Below are 25,337 nucleotides of genomic sequence, written 5' to 3' on the forward strand. Positions count from 1 at the left end.
CATTACCACTTCATTTCGCCGGTATTCACTTTGGCGCTCAGCTCCAGCGAACTGACTTCAGCAAGGTTCGGCCACTGTTTTTTCATCGTGTCGATTACGCTGGCTGAGTTTTTATGTTGACCCAACGCCAGTTCGAACTGCTGAAGGTACTGACGGGTAAAGTCGATAGCTCCGGTTCCGGTTGGCGGCGTACCGAGATAATGCCCCGGAATGACGCGCTCGGGCTTATGTGCGGCCATATCATCCAGCGTTTCTTGCCACTGCTTACGGCTCGCTGCTGTCTGGGTGTCTGCTGTCCAGACGTGAATGCCCCAGGAAACCCCGGTACCGCCAAGAATGGTTTTCGCTGACGGGATCCAGACATAGGCCGCGTAGCTGTCTGGTTGCTCAATATCAATCTTTTCCCCGTCAACCATAAACGTGGTGGAGGTAAGCACCTGCGGCACAACCAGCTCAGTTGGCGCGCCGTCTTTCATCTGTGGACCCCAGAAGGCGAGCTTGGCGTCTTTGGTGGCTTTAATGTGGTCAACGACATGCTGGGTTGCCACCACTTTGGCATTCGGGAAGGCTTTCACCAGTGGCTGCAGACCGAAGTAAAAATCGGGGTCGCCAGAGGTAATCACAATCTTATTCAGCGTCTTACCGCTGTGGCGAATTTTCTCTACCAGCGCTTCGCCATCTTTCACACTGAACTGCGCGTCAAACAGAACCGCTTCTTTCGGGCCGGAGACCAGCGTTGAGGAGACCGCGAAAATGCCTTTTTCTTGCGGGTTATAGGTATCAATGGTCAACGGCGCGGCAAAAGCAGCCGGAGTGAAAAGGGTGGAAAGCAAAGCAAGGTGAGTGAGTTTCATACTGTTGTCTCTGTTGTGCAGGAAAGTCTCTATTGTACGGATATTCTTATTTGCCAGAATTCCTGAAACAAGACATGCTTAGTTTCATAAATCGAGCAAATGGAGCTTATATGGATCGCGTTATTGCCGCTCAGGTCTACAACCGGATCTGCGAGCTGGGAAGTTTGAGTGCGGCGGCCCGCGCGCTGGGGATTTCCCGACCGATGGTGAGCCGATATCTTGAGCAAATGGAGAAGTGGGCGGGAACACGGCTGGTTAACCGCTCAACACGCAAGTTAACCCTGACCGCGGCAGGGGAAAAGGTGCTGCAAAAAACGCGGACACTCTCGCAGATCTCACAGGAAATTGAAGGTCAGTCAGAGAAAGATCTTCCCTCTGGCACTTTGCGGGTGGCCTGCGCGCACTTTACCGCCATGCACCTGATTGCGCCGGTACTGCCCGGTCTGCTTTCGCGCTATCCGCAACTGCGCATAGAGCTGGATGTGAACAACCACCCGGTCAGTCTGGTGGGCGAGCGTATTGATGTCGCCGTGCGTATTACCGACAACCCGGAGCCTGGCATGATTGCCCGTCGGCTGGGAGAATGTCGCTCAGTCCTCTGTGCCTCACCCGATTACCTTGCTCTGCACGGGACGCCCGTCAGCCCCGAAGAATTAGCACAGCATAACTGCCTGCACTACAGCTTTTTCGCCGGGCAGTCCTGGAACTTCCTGACGCCGGAAGGCGAAAACCTGAGCGTGGCCGTCAGCGGCAATCTGAGCGCCAGTATCTCTTCGCTGCTGATGGACGCGGCGATCAAGCACTGCGGTATCGCTATGCTGCCGGAGCGTGAAGTGTCTGCCGCGCTGGACCAGGGCTTACTGGTGCCGGTGCTGAGCGCGCTGGAGCCAAAACCGCTTGCCATCCATGGCATTTATCAGTCCCGGGAATATCAGCCAGCAGCACTGCGCGTGTTCCTCGATGCACTGGCCGGTTATCTGGCATGAATGTCGCCCCTTTTTGTTGGTACAGCAGGTATAAGACCCGGAATTGTCTGTGTTCCAGGGGGGAACAGGGGCGTAGTCTATACTTAACCCTTTGTAAGCCAAAAGGAGAGCGAGAATGACGATTCATAAGCACGGTTCGGCACACTGGTCCGGTGACATCAAGAACGGAAAAGGCACGGTATCGACTGAAAGTGGCGTCCTGAATCAACAACCTTACGGCTTTAACACCCGTTTTGAAGGTGCTAAAGGAACGAACCCGGAAGAGTTGATTGGCGCTGCGCACGCCGCCTGTTTCTCAATGGCACTTTCGCTGATGATTGGTGAAGCGGGTTACACCGCAGATTCCATTGACACTACGGCGGACGTGTCGCTGGATAAAACTGACGGCGGCTTTGCGATCACCAAAATAGCATTAACGAGTAAGGTTACCGTACCTGGCATCGACCCGCAGAAGTTCGATGGCATTATTCAGAAAGCGAAAGCGGGCTGCCCGGTGTCGCAAGTACTGAAAGCGGAGATCACGCTGGACTATAAACTCAACTAAGTCTGAGCCGGGCTAATGTCCGGCTATTCCTTTAATACATCGAGATATTCACAGTATTTCATCTGCAAAGAAAACACAGCTTAAATTAGTTCCACTTGATATTATGTAAATGTGTAATAATCGGTTTGGTATATTCCCCCGGCTTAATAAAAAATATTTCATTCGCAGTGTTGAGTGTTATGTATGATATATTTTAATTTCACCCCGCCAATCATTTCAAGGTAAGGCCTAAATGAAGTTTCCTGGTGTTTAATTTTTAGTTGTATTTTTATTATTGGGTCTATACTGACATTGCGGTTGTTAATGCATTAAATTACCACAAGGTGAGTGTTATGAAATATTCAGCTCTGACTATTGGTTATATTATGATGTTTTCTGGTTTCAGTTCGTTTTCCATGGCTGAAGATGCAAAAAAGGTTGAGGCGGTACCCGCACCAAGACACGGCACATCAGAAATGCCACCTTCCCGGCAGTATTATTGTTACAGTCAACAAGATTACGGCGGGGGTAGCGAGGGGATAAAAAATGCTGCATGCAAGGCGGCATACGAGGCAGCAGGCAGTGAAAACTGGGAAAGGGAACGGTTATTTAATAACTGGAATGCTTACTCTCAAAATGCCCCGAAAGATCAATGGCAAACCAAGGTGCCCGACGAACAATTATGTTCAGCGGGCATTGAAAATTACAAAAGTATTAATCTGCCCAGTGCGGATTGGTACACAACGGAACTGGAAGTAAAAGAGGGTCGCGTCATGCTAGATTATAAAGCCAGCCAGATGCACGACCCCAGCGAATTTACAGTCTATTTAAGCAAACCCGATTTTGACCCTGCCGCCAGTAAGCTGAAATGGTCGGATTTGCAGGAGTCCCCCGAGGTGAAATTTGTGGGTATTCCAGATAGTAAGAACCCTGTACCCGGACATTATAAACTCGATGTCAAATTACCGGAAGGTTATACCACCGGCAAGAAAGCCATCATATATATTGCCTGGGCACGTCATGAAGATCCCGCCCGCGAGACCTTCTTCAGTTGCAGTGACGTGATCCTGAAAAATACAGCCGGGTAAAATTGCCACACTACGTGGCAATTAATCCACATTACGCCAGCAGCGCACGCTACATTCCGCGACTGAAGGCTGTAGCGGCTGCGGGCGTTCACACCCTTGTGTGGCCATCGGGCAACGGTCACGGAAAAAACAGCCAACAGGCAAATGACGGTTTCCGGGAAGTTCAGTCTTACGCAGCGCCAGCCCTTCATCCAGCGGTTGACCTGTTCTGGGAACGGAGTCAAGCAGCAGCCGGGTGTAAGGATGGCGCGGCTCCCCCAACACCTGTTCGGCACTGCCCAGTTCAACAATCTGACCCAGATACATCACCGCCACGCGGTCGCTCATGTGCCTGACCACCGAAACGTTATGGGAGATCAGAACAAAGGTCAGATTACGCTGCTGTTGCAGTTTTACCAGCAGGTTGAGGATTTGCGCCTGCACCGAGATATCCAGCGCGCTGGTGGGTTCATCGAGCACTATAATATCCGGATCAGACGATAGCGCCCGGGCGATAGCAATGCGCTGACGCTGTCCACCGGAAAAGGCGTGAGGGAGTCGGTCGAGATATTCCGGTCGAATACCTACCAGCAGTGCCAGGTTTTCAGCAAGCTGGCGGCGTTCGCGCTCACTGCTGCGTTTTTGCACCCAGACGGGTTCGGTGATAATGCGCCAGACCGGCAAACGCGGATCGAGTGAGGAGAGCGGGTCCTGGAAAACCATCTGCATGCCGCCCGCGTGCTGTGTCCGCTGGCAGGCACCGGTGCTGGGTTTAAGCATGCCCATCAACAGTTGTGCCAGCGTGCTTTTCCCGCAGCCGGACTCACCGACAATACCCAGTGTTTCCCCCCGACGGATCTGTAAATCAAGCCCGTTCAGGGCATGTACCTGCTCCGTTACGCGACCCAGCCAGTTTTTGCGTGCCGGAAAATTCACGTGCACGCTATCCAGTTCCAGTAGTACATCAGACATGGTGTTGCTCCCGTTGTGGATACCAGCAGGCAGCCTGTTGGCCTTCTGCGCCATTGAATTGTAAGCGCGGTGTTTCACTGCATTTCACCCCGGCGGCAAAGCAACGCTCGCGGAAAGCGCATCCTTGTGGAAGCTGGCTGAGATTGGGTACCGTGCCGGGGATCGCCGGAAGCATGTCGCGCGGCAGACCATTTTCAGGTGCACACTGCAACAGACCGATAGAATAAGGATGCACGGGATGGTGGATTAGCGTTTGCGTGGAGCCGCTTTCTATCACGCTACCCGCGTACATCACATACATGCGATCGCAGAGTTGCGACACCACAGCCATATCGTGGCTAATAAACAGCACCGAGGTACCGCTGGCGCGTGCTTTGTGCTTCAGCAGCCGGAGCACCTGTAACTGAACGGTGACATCCAGTGCCGTGGTGGGTTCGTCGGCGATGATAAGTTCAGGCTCGCAGGAGAAGGCAAGGGCGATCATCACCCGCTGACGCATGCCGCCTGATAGCTCGAACGGATAACGCTCCATGACCTGCTTCGCGTCCGGGATTTGCATCTCCTCCAGCAGAGTAATCGCCTTCTGCTGCGCCTCGCGCCGTGAAAGCGGCTGATGCTGGCGGATCACCTCCACCATCTGTTTGCCAATCTTCCGCGTCGGGTTGAGTGCGGTCATCGGCTCCTGAAAAATCATTGCCACTTTTGCGCCTCGCCACTGGCGAAGCTGTTTCTCGGATGCCGTCAGGACATTTTCACCCAGTAACTTCACCTGACCGTGATGGATGTGGTAGCTGCCTTCCGGCAGCAGGCGCATAGCCAGCATGGCGGTAACCGATTTTCCCGAACCCGATTCACCGACTACGCCAACGATTTCACCTCGTTTGATCTCCAGCGAGACGTTGTTGAGGGCATGGACCTCACCGCGAAAAATCGGGAAACTCAGATGTAAATCTTCAATGGTTAATACTGATTCGGTCATGACTGCTTCCCTCCCGATTTCGGATCCAGCAGATCGCGGATACCGTCACCAAACAGATTAAAGCCCACAGCAGTAATCAAAATGGCCGCACCAGGAAAGGCGCAATACCACCACTGGTCGAGTACGTAGTTACGGCCAACAGCCACCATTGCGCCCCATTCGGCGGTCGGTTGCTGAGCACCCAAACCAATAAAGCCCAGTGTGGCGGCCATCAGAATGGCGCTACCGATATCCAGTGAGGCCTGCACAATCAGCGGTGGCAGGGCATTGCGCAGGATATGCCAGCGGATTAAATGCCAGCGCGATGCGCCAAACGTGCGGGCGGCCTGGACATAGGTAAACTGACGTACCACCAGCGTTTGCCCGCGCGCCAGGCGGACGTAGAACGGAATGCGGACAATCGCAATCGCCAGCATGGCGTTAAACAGGCTCGGGCCCAACGCGGCGGCCAGCGCCATGGTGAGTACCAGGGAGGGAATAGAGAGCATAATGTCCATCACCCGCATAATAATGGCGTCGCCACGTCCACCCAGAACACCGGACAAACAGCCCAGCAGCGAGCCAATCCCTCCTGCAATGACCACAACGGCCAGCCCGGCGGTAATGGATTGCTGACTGCCTGTCAGTACGCGGCTGAACAGATCGCGTCCCACCTCGTCAGTGCCAAACCAGTGTTGTGCCGACGGTGCCTGTAGACGGGCGGTGAGATCCAGCGCATTCGGGTCGTGCGGCACTATCCACGGTGAGGTCACCATCAGAAGCAGCATGGCGATCATAATGACGCCACCAACGATCGTGAGCGGGCTTTGACGCAGCATCCAGAAGAGCTTGGCCCAGTTGATGCGCTGTTTCACTGGTTTTACGGGGGCGGTCGTTTCCTGGGTTAACATCATTCGGCACCTCCGCGCCCGATTCGTGGGTCAATCCACAGGTAAAGCAGATCGACCACCAGATTAACCAGCACATATGCCAGCGAGACGACGACCGCGAAACCCATTACGGCAGGGAAATCGAGCGCCTGGATAGAGGTCACCACCCAGGCACCCATTCCCGGCCAGGCGAAGACGGTTTCGGTAAGCACGGCACCATAAAGCAGGTCGCCCAGCGCCAGTCCGAGTACGGTAATTGACGGGATCATGGCGTTAGGTAAGGCATAGCGCAGTACGATATACCAGCCCGGCAACCCGCTGGCGCGGGCAGTACGAATGTAATCTTCGCTAAGCTGCTCCAGCATCGCTGAACGTACCTGCCGCGCCACAATGCCCAGATGCACAAACGCCAGCGTCAGTGAGGGTAAAATCAGATGCTGCAGGGTGTTCAAAAACACCTCGCCATTGCCTTCCAGCAGGGAATCGATCAGATAAAACCCGGTGACATGAGCAGGCGGGTCAAGCCAGTCGTCCAGCCGACCGCCACCGGGAAGAATTTGCAGATGGCCATAGAACAGCACAATGACGCCCAGCCCGAGCCAGAATGCGGGGGTGGAGATCCCGGTCATTGCCATTAAACGCACCAGATGATCCAGCCAGCGGTTACGATACACCGCCGACAAAATCCCCAGCGGCACGCCAATCACCAGGGCCAGCAGCAGGGAACAAAAAGCCAGTTCCAGCGTGGCGGGGAAAAAGGCCTTTAAATCTTCCGCAACCGGACGCCCGGTGCGAATCGACGTCCCTAAATCACCGTGGGCGAGAGCCTCCACGTAGCGGCCAAACTGGATATACAGCGGTTGATCCAGCCCCAGTTGCTGGCGGATGCCCTGTACAATTTCGTCGCTGGCACGGTCACCGGCCAGCAGACGGGCCGGATCGCCGGGGATCATGTGTGAAATAATAAAAGTAATAATACAGACACCGGCCACCACCAGGAGTAACCCCCAGCAGCGCTGGCGCACAATGCTCCAGAACGTCATACACTTTCCCCCGGCGAGAACCGTTACTTACTCATGGTGGCGATGTTGAACACCTGCTCGAGCATCGGATTAAAGGTGAAGCCTTTAACGTCTTTGTTCATCGCCAGCTGGTAATTCTTCTGGAACAGATAAACGTACGCGGCTTCGTCGATCACCACTTTTTGCGCCTGCTGGTAATCTTTGGTGCGCTCCGCCTGATCGGTAGTTTTCAGCGCCGCCTGCAGCAGCGAATCCACCTCTTTGTTCTCATAGAACGAACGGTTACCTGGCAGCCCTTTTTTGTCCGACTCGAACCAGTAGTTCATGAACATATACGGATCGGCAAAATCCGGGCTCCAGTTGCCGATGGCAATGTCATAATCACCTTTACCGACACGGTCACGCATGGTGGCGTTTGCCAGTTTTTCCAGCTTGACGTTAATGCCGAGCTTGCCGAGACTGGCCTGGGTGGAGAGGGCGATAGGCTCCCAGTTCGGGTCGTTGTCCGAGTAGAGGAAGGTCAGGCTGGCCGGTTTGTCTTTCACCTTCTCCAGCGCCGCTTTGGCTTTGGCCTCGTCAAAACTGTACTGCATGGCAGTCGCGTCAAAGCCCCACATACCGTCCGGGATCGGGCCACGCATCTGTTTGCCATTGCCGCTCAGAATGCCTTTCACCATTCCCTGATAATCAGTTGCCCAGGAGACAGCCCGGCGTAAATCCACCTGATTAAGCGGAGCCTTACTGTTGTTAAGATACAGGTAGGTCACACGCAAAGAAGGGTATTCTGCGACGGCCACTTTGCCTTCCTGTTTCAGGGCGGCCAGTTGATCAACCGGCAGAGAGTCAGCAATGTCCAGATCACCACGGGAAAGCTGCAGTCGGCGGGAGGCGCTCTCACCGATTATTTTCACGGACACGCGTTTAAAGTGCGGTTTATCACCCTGCCAGTGAGGGTTTTGCACCAGTACCAGTTGCTGACCTTTCTGCCAGCTTTTCAGCATGAACGGGCCTGAGCCAGCGGTGTTTTGCGCCAGAAAACCGCGCGCATCGTCCGCCGCATTCGCTTTCAACACCGCCGGGTTAATGATGGAGGCGCCGTCGTTCGCCAGCGTGTAGAGGAACGGGGCGAACGGCTGGCTGAGCGTGAATTTCACCGTATGGTCATCAACGGCATCAATTTTCAGGTCTTTCGGGAAGGCTTCTGACGGCCCCTGGCTGAGTTTCAGCAAGCGTTCGAACGAAAGCTTGACCGCTTCGGCGGTGACCGGCGTACCGTCGGAGAATTTCGCATTGTCCGTCAGGGTAAAGGTCCACTCTTTCTGATCGTCGGAGGCTTTCCATCCTGTTGACAGATCACCTTCCACTTCGGTTGTACCGGGCTTGTATTTCACCAGTCGTTGATAGGACGGATAGGTGACGGTCCAGTCGTTGTTATCAATCGTCACGGCAGGATCGAGTGTTTGCGGGTCAGCCGCTTTACCGATCACCAGCATGTCTTTCGGGACGGCAGCCAGTGCAAGTGGGGCGCTCAAAGCCAGCGTCGCGGCAATCAGGGTCGTGAGTAGCGTTGTTTTCATGGCAGTGCTCCAGGTTTAAAGAGGGGTGTGCGTCAGTGGAAAACAGGCAAAACGGTCATCAAGCAGCGGATAGCTGGCGGCGTTCGGCAGTTCGAAATGCCACCATTCGCTGCTGATCCCCACAAAACCGCCACCGAACATGATGGCGTTCAGCAACAGACGGTTGCGCTGGGCGTGCGGTGGCACGGAGGGATGATACGGATGCGAACGGTCATGCATTTCGTCAAAACCGGCCCCCATATCCAGCACGGTGTTATGTTCATCCATCAGCGTGACGTCGATGGCTGTACCGCGGCTGTGATTGGAGCCAATCGCCACATCCACCACATATTCCGGATTCGGGCAGGCATCCCACAGTTGAGCCTGCGCCTGTTGTGGTCGATAAGCGTCGTACACCACCAGTTTCAACCCGGCCAGCGTGGCAATACCGATGGCTTTCGCCAGTGCAGTGGCAGCATCGGTATGCAGTAGGCACTGCGCCTCCTGATAGATCGGACGGCCAGTAATGTTATCGGCGGTGGCGTACTTCAGATCGATATGCAGCGTGGGAAACGCTTTCGCCACATCAATCAGTTCACTCTCTTCGGGCATAGCTCCGCTCCTTTAGCGTTCGAATTGGCCAAACTCTTGTTGTAATTGTCGGTTTACGGCCAGGCGCGCCGGAAGCTCGTCACCTAACGCTTCCACCACGCCCGACAGCAGCAGGTTGAACAGACAGCTCACGGGGGCAAGCGAATCCCAGAAATGGCCGGTATCGGTTTTCACTTGCAGTAAATCAATCGGATAATCGCGTGCCCACGGACACCAGATATCAGTGATCAAGGCCAGGGGGATCTGTTTCTCGCTTGCAACACGGCAGTACTGACGGGCGACAGCGGAGTAGGTACGGGTATCTGTCAGCACCACATAGGGATGCGAAAATCCGGAGTTCAGAGATTCAACCCAGCTCCCGGATGCCCCCTCGGAATAACTGACGCCCGGGCGGAGGTACTCGAGGTGGCTGAAGAAGGCGTTGGCGATCCCGCGGGTCGACTGAATTCCCAGCACAAAAACGGCCTCTGCGTGAGCCAACTGATGCACCACCTGACGGAAGGTGTCCGTTTGCGCCAACTGATACACCTGGGTGATGGCATCCACTTCCAGCGACAACGCGTGCTGAAGGCGATTGGGCAGGGGGCGCTGCTGCTGCCAGGAGTCCAGACGCTCATTCATGCCCCAGGGCTGGTAAGGGTCGCGCAGGCTTTTTTTGGCATCTTCCAGGTTGCGATACCCAAGCTTGCGCAGGAAACGTCCGACGGTTATGCCGCTGGTGCCAGTGGCCAGACCGACGCTCTCAGCCGTTTCAAACGGAATTTGCGCGGTGTGCGCCAGTAGCCAGCTGCCAACCCGCTTTTCACTGGGCGTCAGTTGGCTGAAGGTCGCTTCGATACGGCTCAACATCTCGGGTTTTGTCGTCATACCGCCTCGCTGTTAACAGGCTGTCAGTCGCCAGAATTGTGTTACCTGATTAACAATGCATGACGCGTGCCAAAGGCACAGGGTGGTGAGAACACGCTATGCTGCAAACTTCATGCAATATTTAATTAACCAATGATCAACATTTGTGCAGCCTAGTTCACTTTTGGTGCACTGTCTGAGCGGGCAGGGATGAATTTGTTGAATACGTCAGCCTCTTCACATTTTTGGTAAGATATAGACACTGCGAATATGAAAGGGATACCGGCATGGCGAATTTGCCCTGGCGTGTCAGCGTGCGCCTGATGGTTCTCGCAAAGAAAATGGCGATGGTTGTGGGGATTGTCCTCGTCGTTCTGCTTGCTGTGCGGGTGTATCTCTCTCAACAGGGCCCGGAACTGCACCTCTGGCATACCTGGCGTGCAGATGAGATGTCCGTCCGTGAACTGGATAAAGCGGATTTCGCCGGATATGTCGCCCGGGAAAATACCATTTTCACCGATCTTGATAACGCGGTGACGGCGGAAACAGAGGGTGAGGAACGCACGTCGTTAAACCGCTATTACCGCCAGAGCCTGGTGTGGCCCGGTCAGTTTTCACCTGATGCCAATCGCTCATTTGTGCTGATGCCTGCCGGAAAGCCGCGCGGTGCGGTGGTGCTGCTACACGGATTGACGGACTCGCCATACAGCGTCAGACACCTGGCTTTGCATTATCAGCAGCACGGCTTTGTGGCAGTTGTACCGCGTCTACCCGGACACGGCACCGCGCCCGGCGCGCTGACGGATGTTGACTGGGAGATGTGGCTGGCGGCGACGCGCCTTGCCGTACGGGAAGCCACGCGTCTGGCGGGAGAGAAAGTCCCCCTGCATCTGGTGGGGTACTCCAACGGCGGGGCGCTGGCACTGAAATATACCCTTGATGCACTGGACTCCACTGCGCTTCATCGACCACAGCAGGTGATATTGCTCTCACCGATGATTGGCGTAACGGCCTTTGCGCGGTTTGCCGGTTTTGCCGGGTTACCGGCGCTACTACCGGCGTTTGCCAAAGCGGCGTGGCTAAACATCTCACCGGAATATAATCCGTATAAATACAACTCGTTCCCGGTAAATGCCGCTCGCCAGTCATGGCTGTTGACGAAGACTCTGCAGGAACAGCTTGGCCGTGCTGCACGGGAACACAAACTGGGACAGTTGCCACCGGTTCTGGCATTCCAGTCGGTGATGGATTCCACTGTCAGCACCCGCGCGGTGGTCACCGGGTTATTTGATCAGCTTCCTGCAAACGGCAGTGAACTGGTGGTGTTTGATATCAACCAGGCGGCGAGTTTCCGCCCGCTATTTAAGCCATCGTCCTGGACAGCAACCTCGGCGCTGCTGCCCGTCGAACAGAGGCGTTACAGTGTCACTATTATCACGAATGCTGACGCGCACAGTTTCTCGACGGTGGCGAAAACAACCCCGACAGGCAGCACGCAGGAGACGGTCGCGCCGCTTGCGCAATCCTGGCCGAAGGATATCTATTCTCTGTCGCATATTGCTGTGCCGTTCCCACCGGATGACGATCTGTATGGCCGCGAACCTGGTGTGAAAAACCACTATGGGATTAGCCTGGGGACGATTGCGCTCTGGGGAGAAACCTCTGTGTTGAGCGTCGGGAAAGAGGCGCTCATGCGAGTCACCTCAAACCCGTTCTACGACTACATGCTGGAGAGGATCGACAGCCGGATCGGGGAACAATAAAAAGTAAAGAACCCTTGTGGCGTGAATATGTTAGGTCGTACTGATTAATTATGATAAACAGTAGGTTCAAGGCACTTTTCTCTCTCATTGGAACCTGCTCTTGTGCTGACAACGCTCATTTACCGAAGCCAGTTGAATTTATCCCACCCGTCCAGTGAGCTGCGGGAGCTGGTCGAGCGGGCTAAGCTCCGTAATTCAAAACTGAGTATCACAGGCGTTCTCCTCTCAAGAGGGAGTGAAATTCTGCAAATTCTTGAGGGTTCGGAAGAGAGCGTTGTTAAGTTGTTCCATAAAATCCGTGATGACAAACGGCACAGTGGCGTAGTTGAACTGATGCGGGACTATGGCCCACGCAGACGGTTCGAAAATGTCGGTATGCTGCTCTTCGACCTGCAGATCCAGTCGCCGAAAGAGGTGCTACAGTCGGTTCTGCGTTACAGCAAACTGGACAGTTATCTCGTCTCTGATGATCGGGTATTCAAATTTATTCAGACGTTTATTACCGATCAACGTCCGTCCTCGGTTGAAGAACGTTACGACCCGACAAAATGGACGCTTACGACGGAAACATTACCGCCAGGAGCGAGTCTGGGCCTGCTGGCTAATCAACCTTGCCAGTTTGCGCTCCAGCCCATTGTTGAACCCTCTGAAGGGAAAATCAGTTCATTTGAAGCCCTCATTCGCGGTAATGACGGTGGAAGCCCGGAACATTTTTTTAGTTCCCTCGAGCCGGATAAAATCTACGAAATTGATCTCCAGACGAAAGCCTATGCCTTTGCGCTGGCCCAAAAACTGGGTATTGGCAGCCATAAAATTGCGGTAAATCTGTTGCCGATGTCGCTGGTCAATGTCCCCGATGCCGTAGCGTTCCTGGTGGATCAAATTAAAAAACATGGGCTTCAGCCGGAGCAGGTGGTCATTGAAGTCACTGAAAATGAGATGATTTCCGGTTTCAACCAGTTTAATAGCGCCATTAAACAACTTCGTGCCGAAGGTATTGGCCTGGCGATTGACGATTTTGGCTCCGGTTATGCGGGGCTTTCGCTGCTGACCAGATTTCAGCCGGATAAAATTAAAATCGACCGGGAAATTGTCAGCAATATTCATCTTAGCGGCCCGAAACAGGCGATCGTGCGGTCGATTGTCAGCTGTTGCTCCGACCTAGAAATCACTCTGGTGGCTGAAGGCATCGAGAAATTAGAGGAGTGGTGCTGGCTTGAATCCGCCGGGATCCGCCGTTTTCAGGGGTTCCTGTTTGCCCGTCCCCAGCTCAATGGCACAGGCGATATTCACTGGCCACATCTGGTGCGTTAAACCAATTTTCCTCCCACATTGTTTCCCCTTTGCCTGGCCTGTGCTTAAATAGCTAAAACGGTTTAACATGGTTTAGCTAAGAGGATCACATGAAAAAAATCTGGGTACTTGGCGATGCGGTAGTGGATTTACTGCCAGATGGAGAAGGCAGATTATTGCAGTGTCCCGGTGGCGCACCGGCAAACGTCGCGGTCGGTATTGCCCGGCTGGGCGGCCAGAGCGCCTTTATCGGCAGGGTTGGCGATGATCCTTTCGGACGTTTTATGTCTAAGACATTAGCTGACGAGCGAGTCGACGTGGAGTGGATGCACCTTGACCCGGCGCACCGCACCTCAACGGTGGTGGTCGATCTCGACGACCAGGGCGAACGCTCTTTTACTTTCATGGTGCGTCCGAGTGCCGATCTGTTTCTGGAACCCGCCGATCTGCCAACGTTCAGCGCCGGGGAGTGGCTGCATGTCTGTTCTATCGCGTTAAGCGCAGAGCCGAGCCGTTCTGCGACATTTCAGGCGATGGCCGCCATCCGGGAGGCGGGCGGTTACGTCAGTTTCGATCCCAATATTCGCCCGGACCTCTGGCCGGATGAGAACGAACTGCGTCGCTACCTTGAACAGGCCCTGCAGAGCGCAGACGTGGTAAAACTCTCCGTCGAAGAGCTGGCGTTTTTAACCGGAGAAATGCAGGTAAACGTCGGTCTGGATACGCTGATGCAACGTTGCCCGGCGCATCTGGTGCTGGTCACCCAGGGTAAAGAGGGCGTTATCGCCTGGCATGAGGGCACCGTGAAACACTATCCGGCCACGCCCGTGAAATGTGTCGATACCACCGGCGCAGGCGACGCCTTCGTGGCGGGTTTGCTGTATGGGCTTGCTGCAGGTCAGGCGCTGACGCCCGTTATCGCTTTAGCTCAGCGCTGCGGTGCGTTAGCCACCACGGCGAAAGGGGCAATGACTGCTCTGCCATATCAACACGCACTGTAATTTCTCCCTTCACTGGCCGCCCTTGGGTGGCCTGAATTGTCGCCCCGATCACACTTACTAAAACGGTTTAGCAAAAAAGATTGCCGATCCAAAATTCGGCGGTTTAGTATCAGCAACCTAAACCGGTTTAGCAATTTAGCACTATTAATGACTTCTTTTAGGGATGCGACAAAATGTATAAAAAACGCAGACTTGCCGTGATGATAGGCATGCTGGCCGGAAGTACCTCTGTTTTTGCCCAAACGGATATGACAAGCATCGAAGCGCGACTTGCGGCGATGGAACAGCGTCTTCAGGATGCGGAGACGCGTGCGCAGGTTGCTGAGAAACGTGCGACAGATGCAGAACAAAAAACGCAGCAACTGGTTGCGGCTCAGCAGCAGGCGCAAACGACAACTCAGGAAGTGGCTCAACGCACTACCGCGCTGGAGAAGAAAGCGGACCAAAGCAGCGGGTTTGAGTTCCACGGCTATGCCCGTTCTGGCCTGCTGATGAACGATGCGGCCTCCAGCAGCAAAAGCGGCCCTTACCTGACGCCAGCCGGTGAAACCGGCGGTGCGGTAGGGCGTCTGGGTAACGAGGCTGACACCTACGTTGAGCTGAATCTGGAGCATAAACAAACCCTGGATAACGGGGCGACAACGCGCTTCAAAGCAATGCTGGCCGACGGTCAGCGAACCTATAACGACTGGTCTGCCGATACCAGCGATCTCAATATTCGTCAGGCCTTTGCGGAGCTGGGCAACTTGCCTGATTTTACCGGTGCGCTGAAGGGCAGTACCTTCTGGGCGGGTAAACGCTTTGACCGCGACAACTTTGATATTCACTGGCTGGATTCCGACGTCGTGTTCCTTGCGGGTACCGGTGGCGGTGTTTATGACGTGAAATGGAACGATTCGCTGCGCAGCAACTTCTCCATTTACGGCCGCAACTTCGGTAGCGTTGAGCAGACCGACAATAACGTTCAGAACTATATCCTTAGCATGAACCACTTCGCCGGACCGTTCCAGCTGATGGTCAGCGGTCTGCGAGCGAAAGATAACGACGACCGTAAAGACACCAACGGGGATCTCATCAAAACCGATGCCGCCAATACCGGCGTTCATGCTCTCGTTGGGTTGCACAATGAGAGTTTCTACGGACTGCGTGAAGGGACAGCCAAAACGGCGCTGCTGTACGGTCACGGGCTGGGTGCGGAAGTGAAAAGTATCGGTTCCGATGGCGCATTGCTGTCTGAGGCGGATACCTGGCGCTTTGCAAGTTACGGTGTCACGCCAATTGGCGGGAGCTGGAGCGTTGCGCCTGCTGTCCTGGCGCAAAGCAGTAAAGATCGTTACGTCAAGGGCGATAGCTATGAGTGGGTGACGCTCAATACCCGTCTGATTAAAGAGGTGACTCAGAACTTCGCCCTGGCGTTTGAGGGAAGCTATCAGTACATGGATTTAAACCCGGAAGGCTATAAGGACCGCAACGCCGTCAACGGCAGTTTCTACAAGCTGACCTTTGCGCCAACGTTAAAAGCGAGCAAAATCGGCGATTTCTTCAGCCGTCCGGAGCTGCGCCTGTTTGCCACCTGGATGGACTGGAGCAGCAAACTGGATAACTACGCCAGCGATGATGCCTTTGGCAGCAGCGGTTTCAACGCAGGCGGGGAATGGAACTTTGGGGTCCAGATGGAAACCTGGTTTTAACCCATCACGCTCCCGCCTGGCGGGGGCGTTTCGCACATCATAAAAAGAAGTCAGGCAGAGGTATCTATGGATTTTAATCAAATCGCCCGCGAGCTTATTCCGCTGCTCGGTGGCAAGGAAAATATCGCCAGCGCGGCGCACTGCGCAACCCGTCTTCGTCTGGTGCTGGTCGATGACGCGCTTGCCGATCAGCAAGCCATCGGTAAGGTCGAGGGCGTGAAAGGCTGTTTTCGTAACGCCGGGCAGATGCAGGTGATTTTTGGCACAGGCGTGGTCAACAAGGTTTACGCCGCGTTTATTCAGGCGGCGGAGATCAGCGAATCAAGTAAATCTGAAGCCGCGGATCTGGCGGCGCGCAAGCTGAACCCGTTCCAGCGCATTGCCCGTCTGCTTTCAAACATCTTTGTTCCTATCATTCCCGCAATTGTTGCCTCTGGTTTGCTGATGGGCCTGCTCGGTATGGTGAAAACCTATGGCTGGGTCAATGCGGATAACGCCATCTACATCATACTGGATATGTGCAGCTCGGCGGCGTTTATCATTCTGCCTATTCTGATTGGTTTTACCGCGGCGCGGGAATTTGGCGGTAACCCGTATCTCGGTGCGACGTTGGGTGGCATTCTGACGCATCCGGCACTGACCAACGCCTGGGGCGTGGCGTCCGGTTTCCACACCATGAATTTCTTCGGCCTTGAGATCGCGATGATTGGCTACCAGGGCACAGTATTCCCGGTACTGCTCGCCGTCTGGTTTATGAGCATCGTGGAGAAAAACCTGCGCCGCGTGATCCCGGATGCGGTAGACCTGATTCTGACACCGTTCCTGACGGTCGTTATCTCCGGTTTTGTCGCCTTACTGATTATCGGTCCGGCTGGGCGTGCGCTGGGCGACGGCATCTCCTTTATTCTGAGCACATTAATTGAACATGCAGGCTGGCTGGCAGGGCTGCTGTTTGGCGGGCTTTACTCGGTGATTGTCATCACCGGTATTCACCACAGTTTCCACGCGATTGAAGCAGGTCTGCTGGGTAACCCGTCGATTGGTGTTAACTTCCTGCTGCCGATCTGGGCGATGGCGAACGTAGCACAGGGCGGCGCCTGTCTGGCGGTGTGGTTCAAAACCAAAGATGCGAAAATCAAAGCCATTACCTTACCGTCGGCGTTCTCTGCCATGCTCGGTATCACTGAAGCGGCTATTTTTGGTATCAACCTGCGTTTCGTAAAACCGTTTATTGCCGCATTGATTGGCGGCGCGGTGGGCGGGGCCTGGGTGGTCTCAGTGCATGTTTACATGACCGCCGTTGGGTTGACCGCTATTCCGGGTATGGCCATTGTGCAGGCAAGCTCTCTGCTCAACTATATTATCGGCATGGTGATTGCCTTCGGCGTGGCGTTTACCGTCTCGCTGCTGCTGAAATATAAAACGGATTCAGAATAATGACGTTTCCTTCACGCTGGCCTGCGATCCTGCAGGCCGTTATGAAAGGCCAGCCGCGCGCGATTGCAGACAGCCATTATCCACAATGGCACCCTGCGCCAGCGACAGGGCTGATGAACGATCCCAACGGATTTATCTGGTTTGCCGGGCGTTATCATCTGTTTTATCAGTGGAACCCGCTGGACTGCGAACATCGGTTTAAATGTTGGGGGCACTGGAGTTCTGCGGATCTGGTGCACTGGCAGCATGAACCGATGGCGTTAATGCCCGATGAAGAATATGACCGCAACGGTTGTTACTCCGGTAGCGCTGTGGATAACGAGGGCGTTTTGACCCTGTGTTACACCGGCAACGTCAAATTCGATGACGGCAACCGCACCGCCTGGCAGTGTCTGGCCGTGGAACAACCGGACGGCAGCTTTAAGAAACTTGGCCCCGTGCTTGCACTACCGGAAGGGTACACCGGCCACGTGCGCGACCCGAAAGTGTGGAAACATGAAGGGCAATGGTACATGGTGCTGGGTGCGCAAGATCTGCAAAAGCGCGGCAAAGTGCTGCTGTTCAAATCCGCTGATTTGCACGACTGGGTGTCCTGCGGCGAGATCGCCGGTCACGGCGTTAACGGCCTGACGGATGCAGGGTATATGTGGGAGTGCCCGGATCTGTTTGCGCTCGATGGGACGCATGTTTTGATCAGCTGTCCGCAGGGGCTGGCGCGCGAACCGCATCGCTATCTCAACACTTACCCGGCCACATGGATGAGTGGGGCATTTGACTATGCGCGCGCTGCGTTTGAACACGGTGAGCTGCATGAGCTGGATGCCGGGTTTGAATTTTACGCGCCGCAAACGACGCTGGCGGAAGATGGTCGACGCATTCTGATCGGCTGGATGGGCGTGCCGGACGGAGAAGAGATGCTTCAGCCAACGCGAACGCATGGCTGGATGCACCAGATGACCTGTCCGCGAGAATTACGCTACCACGACGGCAAGCTCTGGCAGACCCCGGCTCGTGAACTGGAAGCGTTGCGTGAAGGAGAGCAACGCTGGCAGGGGAGCGCCAGTGATGCGCCAGAACTGGATGCGACGCGTCTGGAGTTTGAACTGAACACATCGCATGTGAACGTTAATTTTGGTGGAACTTTGCGTCTCACGGTCGATGACCAGGGGCTGCGTCTGGAACGCGCCAGTCTGAAAACCGGAGAAACATTGACCCGCTACTGGCTGGGGGATGTCAGCCATTTACGCATTCTGTGCGACCGCTCCAGCGTCGAAATTTTCATCAATCACGGTGAAGGGGTGATGAGCAGCCGCTATTTTCCTGACCATCCGGCCCGGGTACGATTCGAAGGTGCGTCCGACATCACATTACGCTACTGGTCGCTGCGCGCCTGCATGATAGAATGAGGGTTTTGGCAGCCGGATCTAAGTCGTTGTGAGAAAAACAAAACGCGTCACCATAAAAGACATCGCGGAACTGGCGGGGGTGTCAAAAGCCACCGCCAGCCTGGTCCTGAACGGGCGCAGCAAAGAGCTGCGCGTAGCGGAAGAGACGCGTGAACGCGTGCTGGCGATTGCAAAAGAGCACCACTATCAGCCCAGCATTCATGCCCGGTCGCTGCGTGATAACCGTAGCCACACCATTGGCCTGGTGGTTCCTGAAATCACCAACTACGGTTTTGCCGTGTTTTCTCACGAGCTGGAGACGCTGTGCCGTGAGGCTGGCGTTCAGTTGCTGATCTCCTGTAGCGATGAAAATCCGGGGCAGGAGACGGTAGTGGTGAATAACATGGTGGCGCGTCAGGTGGACGGGCTGATTGTGGCTTCCAGCATGCTCAATGATGCGGACTACCATAAACTGAGTGAACAATTACCCGTTGTCCTTTTTGACCGCCATATCAACGACAGCGCGCTGCCGCTGGTGATCACCGATTCCATTACCCCGACGACGGAACTGGTGGCTGACATTGCGCGTCAGCATCCTGATGAGTTCTACTTCCTCGGCGGTCAACCCCGTCTTTCCCCAACTCGCGACCGCCTGGAAGGGTTTAAGCAAGGTTTGCGTGAAGCCAATGTGACGCTGCGCCCCGAGTGGATCATTCACGGCAACTATCATCCAAGTTCCGGATACGAGATGTTCGCTGAACTTTGCGCTCGCCTGGGGCGGCCGCCGAAAGCGCTTTTCACCGCCGCCTGCGGTCTGCTGGAAGGGGTGTTGCGCTATATGGGCCAACATAACCTGTTGCAAAGCGATATCAGGTTAGCCAGTTTTGACGATCACTATCTCTACGATTCGCTGACGATCCCTGTCGATACTATTCGTCAGGATAACCGTCAGCTGGCCTGGCACTGCTTTGATTTAATTAGCAAATTGATCGAAGGGGAGACGCCTCAGCCCTTGCAGCGCAAGCTGGATGCCACCCTGCAACGACGCTATAAGTCAGCAGTATAGCTCTGCCCGATACATCAATAACTTTAATTAATTTAAGTTTTGGAAGCGCCGATAACCATAAGGAATAATTCTCCTTGAGGTATTGGTCTATGTCGTTGAAAAAGTCGTCCCTGATTGTCCTGTTCTCACTGCTTTTCTTCTTTGTTGTCAGCACCGTCACCAGCGTTGGCCTCATCATTAAAAGTAATAATTCCCTGGATAACGTGAACAAAGAGATCCAGGTTGTGCTGTCGATTATTGACCCCATCAACCACAGCCGTACCCTGCGTGTTCGGGTCATGGAGTATGTGAAGATGGTGGAGGCGGGCAACTCGGCAGACGAGTCTGCGAAGCTTGCCGCAGTGAAAGAGGCGCTGACCAAAGCGGATCACGCCTTTGCGGCCTTTATGGATTCGCCGCGTCTGACGGATGAAGCGCCGCTGGTGAGTGCCTATCAGGATGGCTGGCAAAACTACCGCAACCAGGGACTGGTACCGCTGATCAATGCTGCCGAAGCCCACGATGTTGCCAAATTTAACGCCCTGATCCCGGAAGTGTCCCGCCTCGACCGCCAGTACGAGATTGTTCTCGACCAGGTGCTTTCCGTCCACCAGAAATATGCCAAAAGCCTGAACGAAGATGCGAGCAGCAACTTCGTTTCAGGTCTGGTGATGATTGCCGCAATCGCCTGCCTGTTTGTGGTGGTGATTGTCGCGGTCAGCCTGCTGATGAAGCGCTTTGTGTTTGCCCCGGTAAACCTGGCGCGCGAACACTGCAGCCAGATTGCGGCAGGCAAGCTGGACATCCCGGTGCCGGTGAAGGGACGCTCCGGCAACGAAATCGATCATCTTATGAGTTCGATGGAGCAGATGCGTCAGGCACTGCTTGCGACCATCGCCCAGGTGCGCGATGCGAGCCATGCCGTGACCCACGCAGCGCAAGAGATTGCCTCCGGGAATATTGACCTGGCGTCACGTACCGAGCAGCAGGCTTCCGCGTTGACTCAGACAGCGGCCAGCATGGAAGAACTGAGCGCAACCGTGGCGAACAATACCGATAACGTCTATCAGGCCGGAAAACTGGTGCAGGACGCGGTGAAAAATGCCCATACCGGTGAAGCGGTGACCCGTGAAGTCATCGACACCATGAATACTATCGCGGCAAACTCGAAGCGTATCGAAGACATTACCAGCGTCATCAACAGCATCGCTTTCCAGACCAATATTCTGGCGCTGAACGCGGCAGTTGAAGCGGCGCGCGCCGGTACGCAGGGACGCGGTTTTGCGGTTGTGGCAAGTGAAGTACGCACCCTGGCGCAGAAAAGCGCGGTGGCGGCCAAGGACATCGAGAGCCTGATTGCGCAGTCGGTTTCCAGCGTGAAAAACGGCGCCGAACTGGTGAACCGTTCGGGCGAAGTGATCGATTCCATTATCGGTTCTGTTAATAAAGTGAATACGCTGATGGAGCAGATCTCCGTCGCCTCTGAAGAGCAGAGCCGTGGGATCAGCCAGGTCGGACAGGCGGTAACCGAGATGGACGGCGTGACCCAGCAGAACGCCGCGCTGGTGCAGCAGTCCGCCGCGGCCGCGGCATCGCTGGAAGAGCAGGCGCAGCAGCTTTCGAGAAGTATTTCGAGTTTTAGTTTGCCGGTGCAGGCTTGATTGAATGGAAGTAGGCTCCTGCGGGAGCCTTTTTTGTGTATGGCGTAATTCGGGCAAGCCTGCCGATTGCTATCCGACCAGGATAATCTGCCATGCCGGAAGATTGACCGTACTGAGATAGCCCCCGCCGGCAGTGAGCACAATGTATTCAAATCCGTCAGCACAAAAATTTTTTTATTCACCCCAGCAATATTTCCCTCCCTCATTCGTCTACCTCATCACAAGCCATAATCAGTTACTGTAAACGAGGTAAACACCATGAGAGATTTTGATATGCACGAAAGAGGTCACGGACGCGGATTCGGTCGCCACCGTATGGGCAAGGGTTTAGTCATCGGCGCAGTGATCTTCGTTGCACTCGGCCTGCTGGTAATGTCCCTGTGGAACGCCTTGCTTCCGGCGATCCTCGGCGTGAAAGCCATCGGGTTCTGGCAGGCGCTGGGCATACTGGTGCTGAGCCGCATTCTGTTTGGCGGGCTGGGTTTTCGTCCCGGGATGTTTGGTGCACACCGCCGGATGCACGAGCGCTGGATGAACATGACCCCCGAACAGCGCGAGGCGTTTATTCAGCAGCGTCGTGAAGGGTTTGGTCGTCATGGGCGCGGACACTGCGGCTGGCACGGCCATCGTGACGAAAAACGCGATGACAACGCGCCAAAAACGCCGGAAGCAGAGTGAGCGAAATGAAAGCCGGGGAGGCGGGCGGATCCATGCTGATGTCGGCGCTCAATGCCTGTCGCGCCCGGCTGAAAGCCTTCATTCGCGGGCGCACGTCCGTCCGTGATGATGCCGACGACATTTTGCAGGAAGTCACGTATCAGCTGATGAAAGTGGAACAGCCCGTCGAGAACGTTGCTGCGTGGCTGTTCCGCGCGGCGCGTAATGAGATGACTGACCGGTCGCGGAAAAAACGCGAGGTTTCGCTCTCCGGCTATTTTACGGGTGACGATGAAGACAGTTTTCCGGAAGACGAACTGGCCGAAACCCTGTTTGGTATACCGCAGACACCGGAAGAGGAGTATCTCAAAACGCTGTTGTGGGAAGAACTGGAACAGGCGTTGTCTGAACTTCCACCGCCGCAGCGGGAGGTATTCGAAAAGACCGAGCTTCACGGGTACAGCATTAAAATGCTGGCAGAGGAGACGGGTGCCAGCGAGCAGGCGCTGTTATCCCGTAAGCACAAGGCGGTGTTGTTTCTGCGTACGCGGCTGCGGGATGTTTATGACGCGCTGACCGGTGAATAGCGGCGACAGACAAAACCTTACACTTCCGGAGCTTGTAGATTCATCACTATCGTTTATGATCGGGGCGTCTTGTTACTCTGGAATGTTATGCGCAACCGTCAGCTTCTCGGAAAATGGCTTTTGATCATCACCTGTCTCGCGATGGCACTTTGTCTCGTGCAGCGTGCGGTGTATCTCAACCATTTTTTACAGGGACTGGATCCGCAAACGTCCCAGATGGCTGACGCCCCAGCTCAAAACAGCAACACTGAACAGCCCGGCCCGTCACCTTGTCAACTGGGCGCACACTCGCTTCTCTGCGCGCAGCCACTGTTTTTCGATGGCGCACTGCCAGCCATTATTATCTTCTTTGCCCTCCTGCAACTGTTAACGCAGGGGCGGGTATTTGTTTCCAGAGAACAACCCGTTCAGGCACCTCCTCCCCGAATACATCTTAAAAACTGCGTTTTCCGTGAATGAAAAACATCGTCACCACACGATAATTTTCACTATTCACGGAGTAAAACATGTTTAACCTTTTCAGGGGGTTCGTCTTCCTGTGGCTGTCCTGCATCGGTATTACCCATGCGGCAGACACTGGCTGGCAGGTCTCCCCACAAAATGATCATGCCCGTATCCGCTTTCAGGCGGAAAGGGATCAAAACCGCATTCAGGGCTTGCTCACTGTCGAGCTAAAGCTTGGCTGGAAAACCTACTGGCGTTCGCCGGGAGAGGGCGGCGTTGCACCGAAAATCAGCTGGCCGGAAGGCGTAACGGACAGCTGGTCCTGGCCGGTCCCGTCGCGCTTCGATATCTCCGGCATGACCACGCAGGGTTATCACGACAAGGTCACGATCCCGATTGTCCTCGACGGGGTGAAGGGAGACGCGCTCGACGGAACGCTGACGCTTTCCACGTGCAGTAACGTCTGCCTGCTGACGGACTACCCGCTACATCTCGATTTTAATCAACCGGTCGATGCCGGTTTTCGTGATGCCTTCGACCACGCAATGCGTTCCATTCCTGGCTCGTCAGGCGTTTCATCTGACCTTACTGCCTGGCTGGCGGACGGCAATCTGGTCATTACAGGGACAACGGAAGGAAAGTGGGACAATCCGGGGATCTATTTTGACCCGCTGGAGGGGGATATTCTTCCGGGAGAACCCGTCATTAAACACGACGGTCATCAGCTTCGGGTGACCGTTCCTGTCACCGATGAGTGGGGAGATAAGCCCACCTCGCTGGCAGGTAAAACTCTGTCTTTTGTGTTGACCAATGGCAGTAAAGCCCAGCAAACCGTAATGACGGTTGGAGCAACGCCTGCTGCGTCCGCAGCGCCCGGCACGGGAAAAATGGTGTTCTTTGCGCTGTTGGGCGGGTTGATCCTGAACCTGATGCCCTGCGTATTGCCGGTGATGGGCATGAAGCTCAACAGTATCCTGCATGCGGGCTCAGACAGACGAACGATCAGGCTGCGTTTTCTGGCAACCAGCGCCGGGATCCTCACCTCCTTTATGCTGCTTGCCGCGATGGTGACTGCGCTTAAGCTGACCGGGGCATCGCTGGGTTGGGGCATTCAGTTCCAGAACCCGTGGTTTATCGGTCTGATGGTCGCCGTGACTTTCCTCTTCGCGCTGAACCTGTTTGGGGTGTTTGAGATGCTGCTGCCTTCTGCCGCCGCAGGACGCCTGGCCGCGACGGGCGGTACGGGGCTGGGTGGCAGTTTCTGTGAAGGGATGTTCGCCACGCTACTGGCCACGCCGTGCTCCGCACCATTCCTCGGTACTGCCGTGGCGTTTGCCCTCGGCGCACCGTTGCAGACCCTGTGGCTCATTTTCCTGATGCTCGGCGTGGGAATGAGTTTGCCGTGGCTGTTTGTTGCCCTGGTGCCAAAAACGGCCACGTTATTGCCGAAGCCCGGGCGCTGGATGAACACCCTGAAGATCATCCTTGGCCTGATGATGCTGGCCTCCAGCCTCTGGCTGGCGACGCTGTTTAACCTGCATCTGGGTGAAACGGTTGGTCAGATCGTAATGCTGGTTCTGATTGTTATTGCGCTGGCGCTCTTCACAATGAAGGGGCAAACGTCCTCGCCACTGTTCTGGTTGGTAGTGATCTCCCTGTCGGTATTTGGCGGATACCAACTGCGCGGGTTGCTTAACGCACCACCTGTCCTCGCAACGCAAAATGTGCAGCAGACGATCCCGTGGCAGCCGCTCAGTGAAGAGGCTATCGAGCATGCGCTTGCGCAGGGGAAACGGGTGTTTGTAGATATCTCTGCCGACTGGTGTGTGACCTGTAAGGTTAATGAGCATCGGGTACTGAATCAGCCGGACATCATTGCCGCACTGAGTCAGCCGGACGTGGTGGCCCTGCGCGGAGACTGGAGCCAGCCTTCCGCGCTTATCGCTGCGTTTCTAGAGAAGCGAAACCGCTATGCCATTCCGTTTAATGAGGTGTATGGCCCCGGTATCCCGGACGGGGAGATCCTCTCGCCGCTGCTGGATAAGCGCACCCTTGTCGCCACCCTGAACAATGCAAAAGGCTAACTG

General features: G+C 55.1%; 23 protein-coding genes. 15 read left to right on the forward strand and 8 right to left on the reverse strand.

All coding sequences use genetic code 11. From position 1 onward, the window contains the following. Positions 1-2: 2 nt before the first annotated feature. On the reverse strand, positions 3-854 hold the full coding sequence (locus tag HED65_RS01780) for a Vmh family MBL fold metallo-hydrolase (RefSeq protein ID WP_114977170.1): 852 nt from the start codon (positions 852-854) through the stop codon (positions 3-5). A gap of 110 nt (positions 855-964) precedes the next feature. Here HED65_RS01780 and HED65_RS01785 point away from each other — a divergent pair, with 110 nt between their 5' ends. From HED65_RS01785 to HED65_RS01795, 3 genes are all read left to right on the forward strand, one after another. Then, positions 965-1,840, forward strand: a complete 876-nt coding sequence (locus HED65_RS01785; RefSeq protein ID WP_114977171.1) for a LysR family transcriptional regulator — start codon at positions 965-967, stop codon at positions 1,838-1,840. 115 nt (positions 1,841-1,955) lie between these two features. After that, positions 1,956-2,384: an OsmC family protein gene (locus HED65_RS01790; RefSeq protein WP_114977172.1), complete on the forward strand. Its 429-nt coding sequence runs from the start codon at positions 1,956-1,958 to the stop codon at positions 2,382-2,384. Positions 2,385-2,716: 332 nt separating this feature from the next. Beyond that, positions 2,717-3,451 carry a lytic polysaccharide monooxygenase auxiliary activity family 9 protein gene (locus HED65_RS01795; protein ID WP_114977173.1) on the forward strand — a complete coding sequence of 245 codons (735 nt, stop codon included), beginning with the start codon at positions 2,717-2,719 and terminating at the stop codon, positions 3,449-3,451. Positions 3,452-3,472: 21 nt separating this feature from the next. Here the strand turns inward: HED65_RS01795 and HED65_RS01800 are convergent, their stop codons facing one another. The 7 genes from HED65_RS01800 to HED65_RS01830 are packed head-to-tail and all read right to left on the reverse strand — an operon-like array spanning position 3,473 to position 10,307. Beyond that, positions 3,473-4,402, reverse strand: a complete 930-nt coding sequence (locus HED65_RS01800; protein WP_114977174.1) for an oligopeptide/dipeptide ABC transporter ATP-binding protein — start codon at positions 4,400-4,402, stop codon at positions 3,473-3,475. Continuing rightward, positions 4,395-5,381 (reverse strand): ABC transporter ATP-binding protein, encoded by a 987-nt coding sequence (locus HED65_RS01805; RefSeq protein ID WP_114977175.1) that lies wholly within the window; start codon positions 5,379-5,381, stop codon positions 4,395-4,397. Before HED65_RS01805 ends, HED65_RS01800 begins: the two co-directional genes overlap by 8 nt. Next, a complete protein-coding gene (gene ddpC / locus HED65_RS01810; RefSeq protein ID WP_114977176.1) occupies positions 5,378-6,274 on the reverse strand; it encodes a D,D-dipeptide ABC transporter permease in 897 nt (298 codons plus the stop codon). Before ddpC ends, HED65_RS01805 begins: the two co-directional genes overlap by 4 nt. Further along, positions 6,271-7,293, reverse strand: coding sequence for an ABC transporter permease (locus HED65_RS01815; RefSeq protein WP_114977177.1), 1,023 nt, complete (start codon positions 7,291-7,293; stop codon positions 6,271-6,273). The genes ddpC and HED65_RS01815 overlap by 4 nt, the downstream gene beginning before the upstream one ends. 23 nt (positions 7,294-7,316) lie before the next feature. Next, a complete protein-coding gene (locus tag HED65_RS01820; RefSeq protein WP_114977178.1) occupies positions 7,317-8,849 on the reverse strand; it encodes an ABC transporter substrate-binding protein in 1,533 nt (510 codons plus the stop codon). Positions 8,850-8,864: 15 nt separating this feature from the next. After that, positions 8,865-9,440 (reverse strand): D-alanyl-D-alanine dipeptidase, encoded by a 576-nt coding sequence (gene ddpX, locus HED65_RS01825; RefSeq protein ID WP_028018944.1) that lies wholly within the window; start codon positions 9,438-9,440, stop codon positions 8,865-8,867. A 12-nt stretch (positions 9,441-9,452) separates the two neighbouring features. Further along, positions 9,453-10,307: a MurR/RpiR family transcriptional regulator gene (locus HED65_RS01830; protein WP_114977179.1), complete on the reverse strand. Its 855-nt coding sequence runs from the start codon at positions 10,305-10,307 to the stop codon at positions 9,453-9,455. A 266-nt stretch (positions 10,308-10,573) separates the two neighbouring features. Between HED65_RS01830 and HED65_RS01835 the strand changes: the two genes are divergently transcribed. The 12 genes from HED65_RS01835 to HED65_RS01890 all read left to right on the forward strand — a co-directional run bounded on the left by HED65_RS01835 (position 10,574) and on the right by HED65_RS01890 (position 25,334). Next, positions 10,574-12,049 carry an alpha/beta hydrolase gene (locus HED65_RS01835; RefSeq protein WP_114977180.1) on the forward strand — a complete coding sequence of 492 codons (1,476 nt, stop codon included), beginning with the start codon at positions 10,574-10,576 and terminating at the stop codon, positions 12,047-12,049. A 102-nt stretch (positions 12,050-12,151) separates the two neighbouring features. Further along, positions 12,152-13,363 (forward strand): diguanylate phosphodiesterase, encoded by a 1,212-nt coding sequence (locus HED65_RS01840; RefSeq protein ID WP_114977181.1) that lies wholly within the window; start codon positions 12,152-12,154, stop codon positions 13,361-13,363. Between the two features lie 89 nt (positions 13,364-13,452). After that, entirely contained in the window at positions 13,453-14,343 is an 891-nt protein-coding gene (gene cscK, locus HED65_RS01845) for a fructokinase (RefSeq protein ID WP_114977182.1), read from the forward strand. A gap of 173 nt (positions 14,344-14,516) precedes the next feature. Beyond that, positions 14,517-16,034: a carbohydrate porin gene (locus tag HED65_RS01850; protein WP_114977183.1), complete on the forward strand. Its 1,518-nt coding sequence runs from the start codon at positions 14,517-14,519 to the stop codon at positions 16,032-16,034. Positions 16,035-16,100: 66 nt separating this feature from the next. Further along, positions 16,101-17,471 (forward strand): sucrose-specific PTS transporter subunit IIBC, encoded by a 1,371-nt coding sequence (locus HED65_RS01855; RefSeq protein WP_114977184.1) that lies wholly within the window; start codon positions 16,101-16,103, stop codon positions 17,469-17,471. After that, a complete protein-coding gene (locus HED65_RS01860) occupies positions 17,471-18,877 on the forward strand; it encodes a sucrose-6-phosphate hydrolase (RefSeq protein ID WP_114977185.1) in 1,407 nt (468 codons plus the stop codon). Before HED65_RS01855 ends, HED65_RS01860 begins: the two co-directional genes overlap by 1 nt. Before the next feature lie 28 nt (positions 18,878-18,905). Further along, positions 18,906-19,922: a LacI family DNA-binding transcriptional regulator gene (locus HED65_RS01865; protein ID WP_114977186.1), complete on the forward strand. Its 1,017-nt coding sequence runs from the start codon at positions 18,906-18,908 to the stop codon at positions 19,920-19,922. Positions 19,923-20,011: 89 nt separating this feature from the next. Then, positions 20,012-21,562, forward strand: a complete 1,551-nt coding sequence (locus tag HED65_RS01870) for a methyl-accepting chemotaxis protein (RefSeq protein ID WP_114977187.1) — start codon at positions 20,012-20,014, stop codon at positions 21,560-21,562. 258 nt (positions 21,563-21,820) lie between these two features. After that, positions 21,821-22,240: a hypothetical protein gene (locus tag HED65_RS01875; RefSeq protein ID WP_114977188.1), complete on the forward strand. Its 420-nt coding sequence runs from the start codon at positions 21,821-21,823 to the stop codon at positions 22,238-22,240. Positions 22,241-22,245: 5 nt separating this feature from the next. Further along, complete coding sequence (locus HED65_RS01880) at positions 22,246-22,806, forward strand: RNA polymerase sigma factor (protein WP_114977458.1); 561 nt, start codon at positions 22,246-22,248, stop codon at positions 22,804-22,806. Between the two features lie 87 nt (positions 22,807-22,893). Continuing rightward, entirely contained in the window at positions 22,894-23,265 is a 372-nt protein-coding gene (locus HED65_RS01885) for a hypothetical protein (RefSeq protein ID WP_114977189.1), read from the forward strand. Between the two features lie 47 nt (positions 23,266-23,312). Further along, entirely contained in the window at positions 23,313-25,334 is a 2,022-nt protein-coding gene (locus HED65_RS01890; RefSeq protein WP_114977190.1) for a protein-disulfide reductase DsbD family protein, read from the forward strand. Positions 25,335-25,337: the final 3 nt, after the last annotated feature.

Source organism: Pantoea sp. LS15 (genome assembly GCF_012241585.1).
In the GTDB taxonomy this organism is placed as follows: domain Bacteria; phylum Pseudomonadota; class Gammaproteobacteria; order Enterobacterales; family Enterobacteriaceae; genus Enterobacter.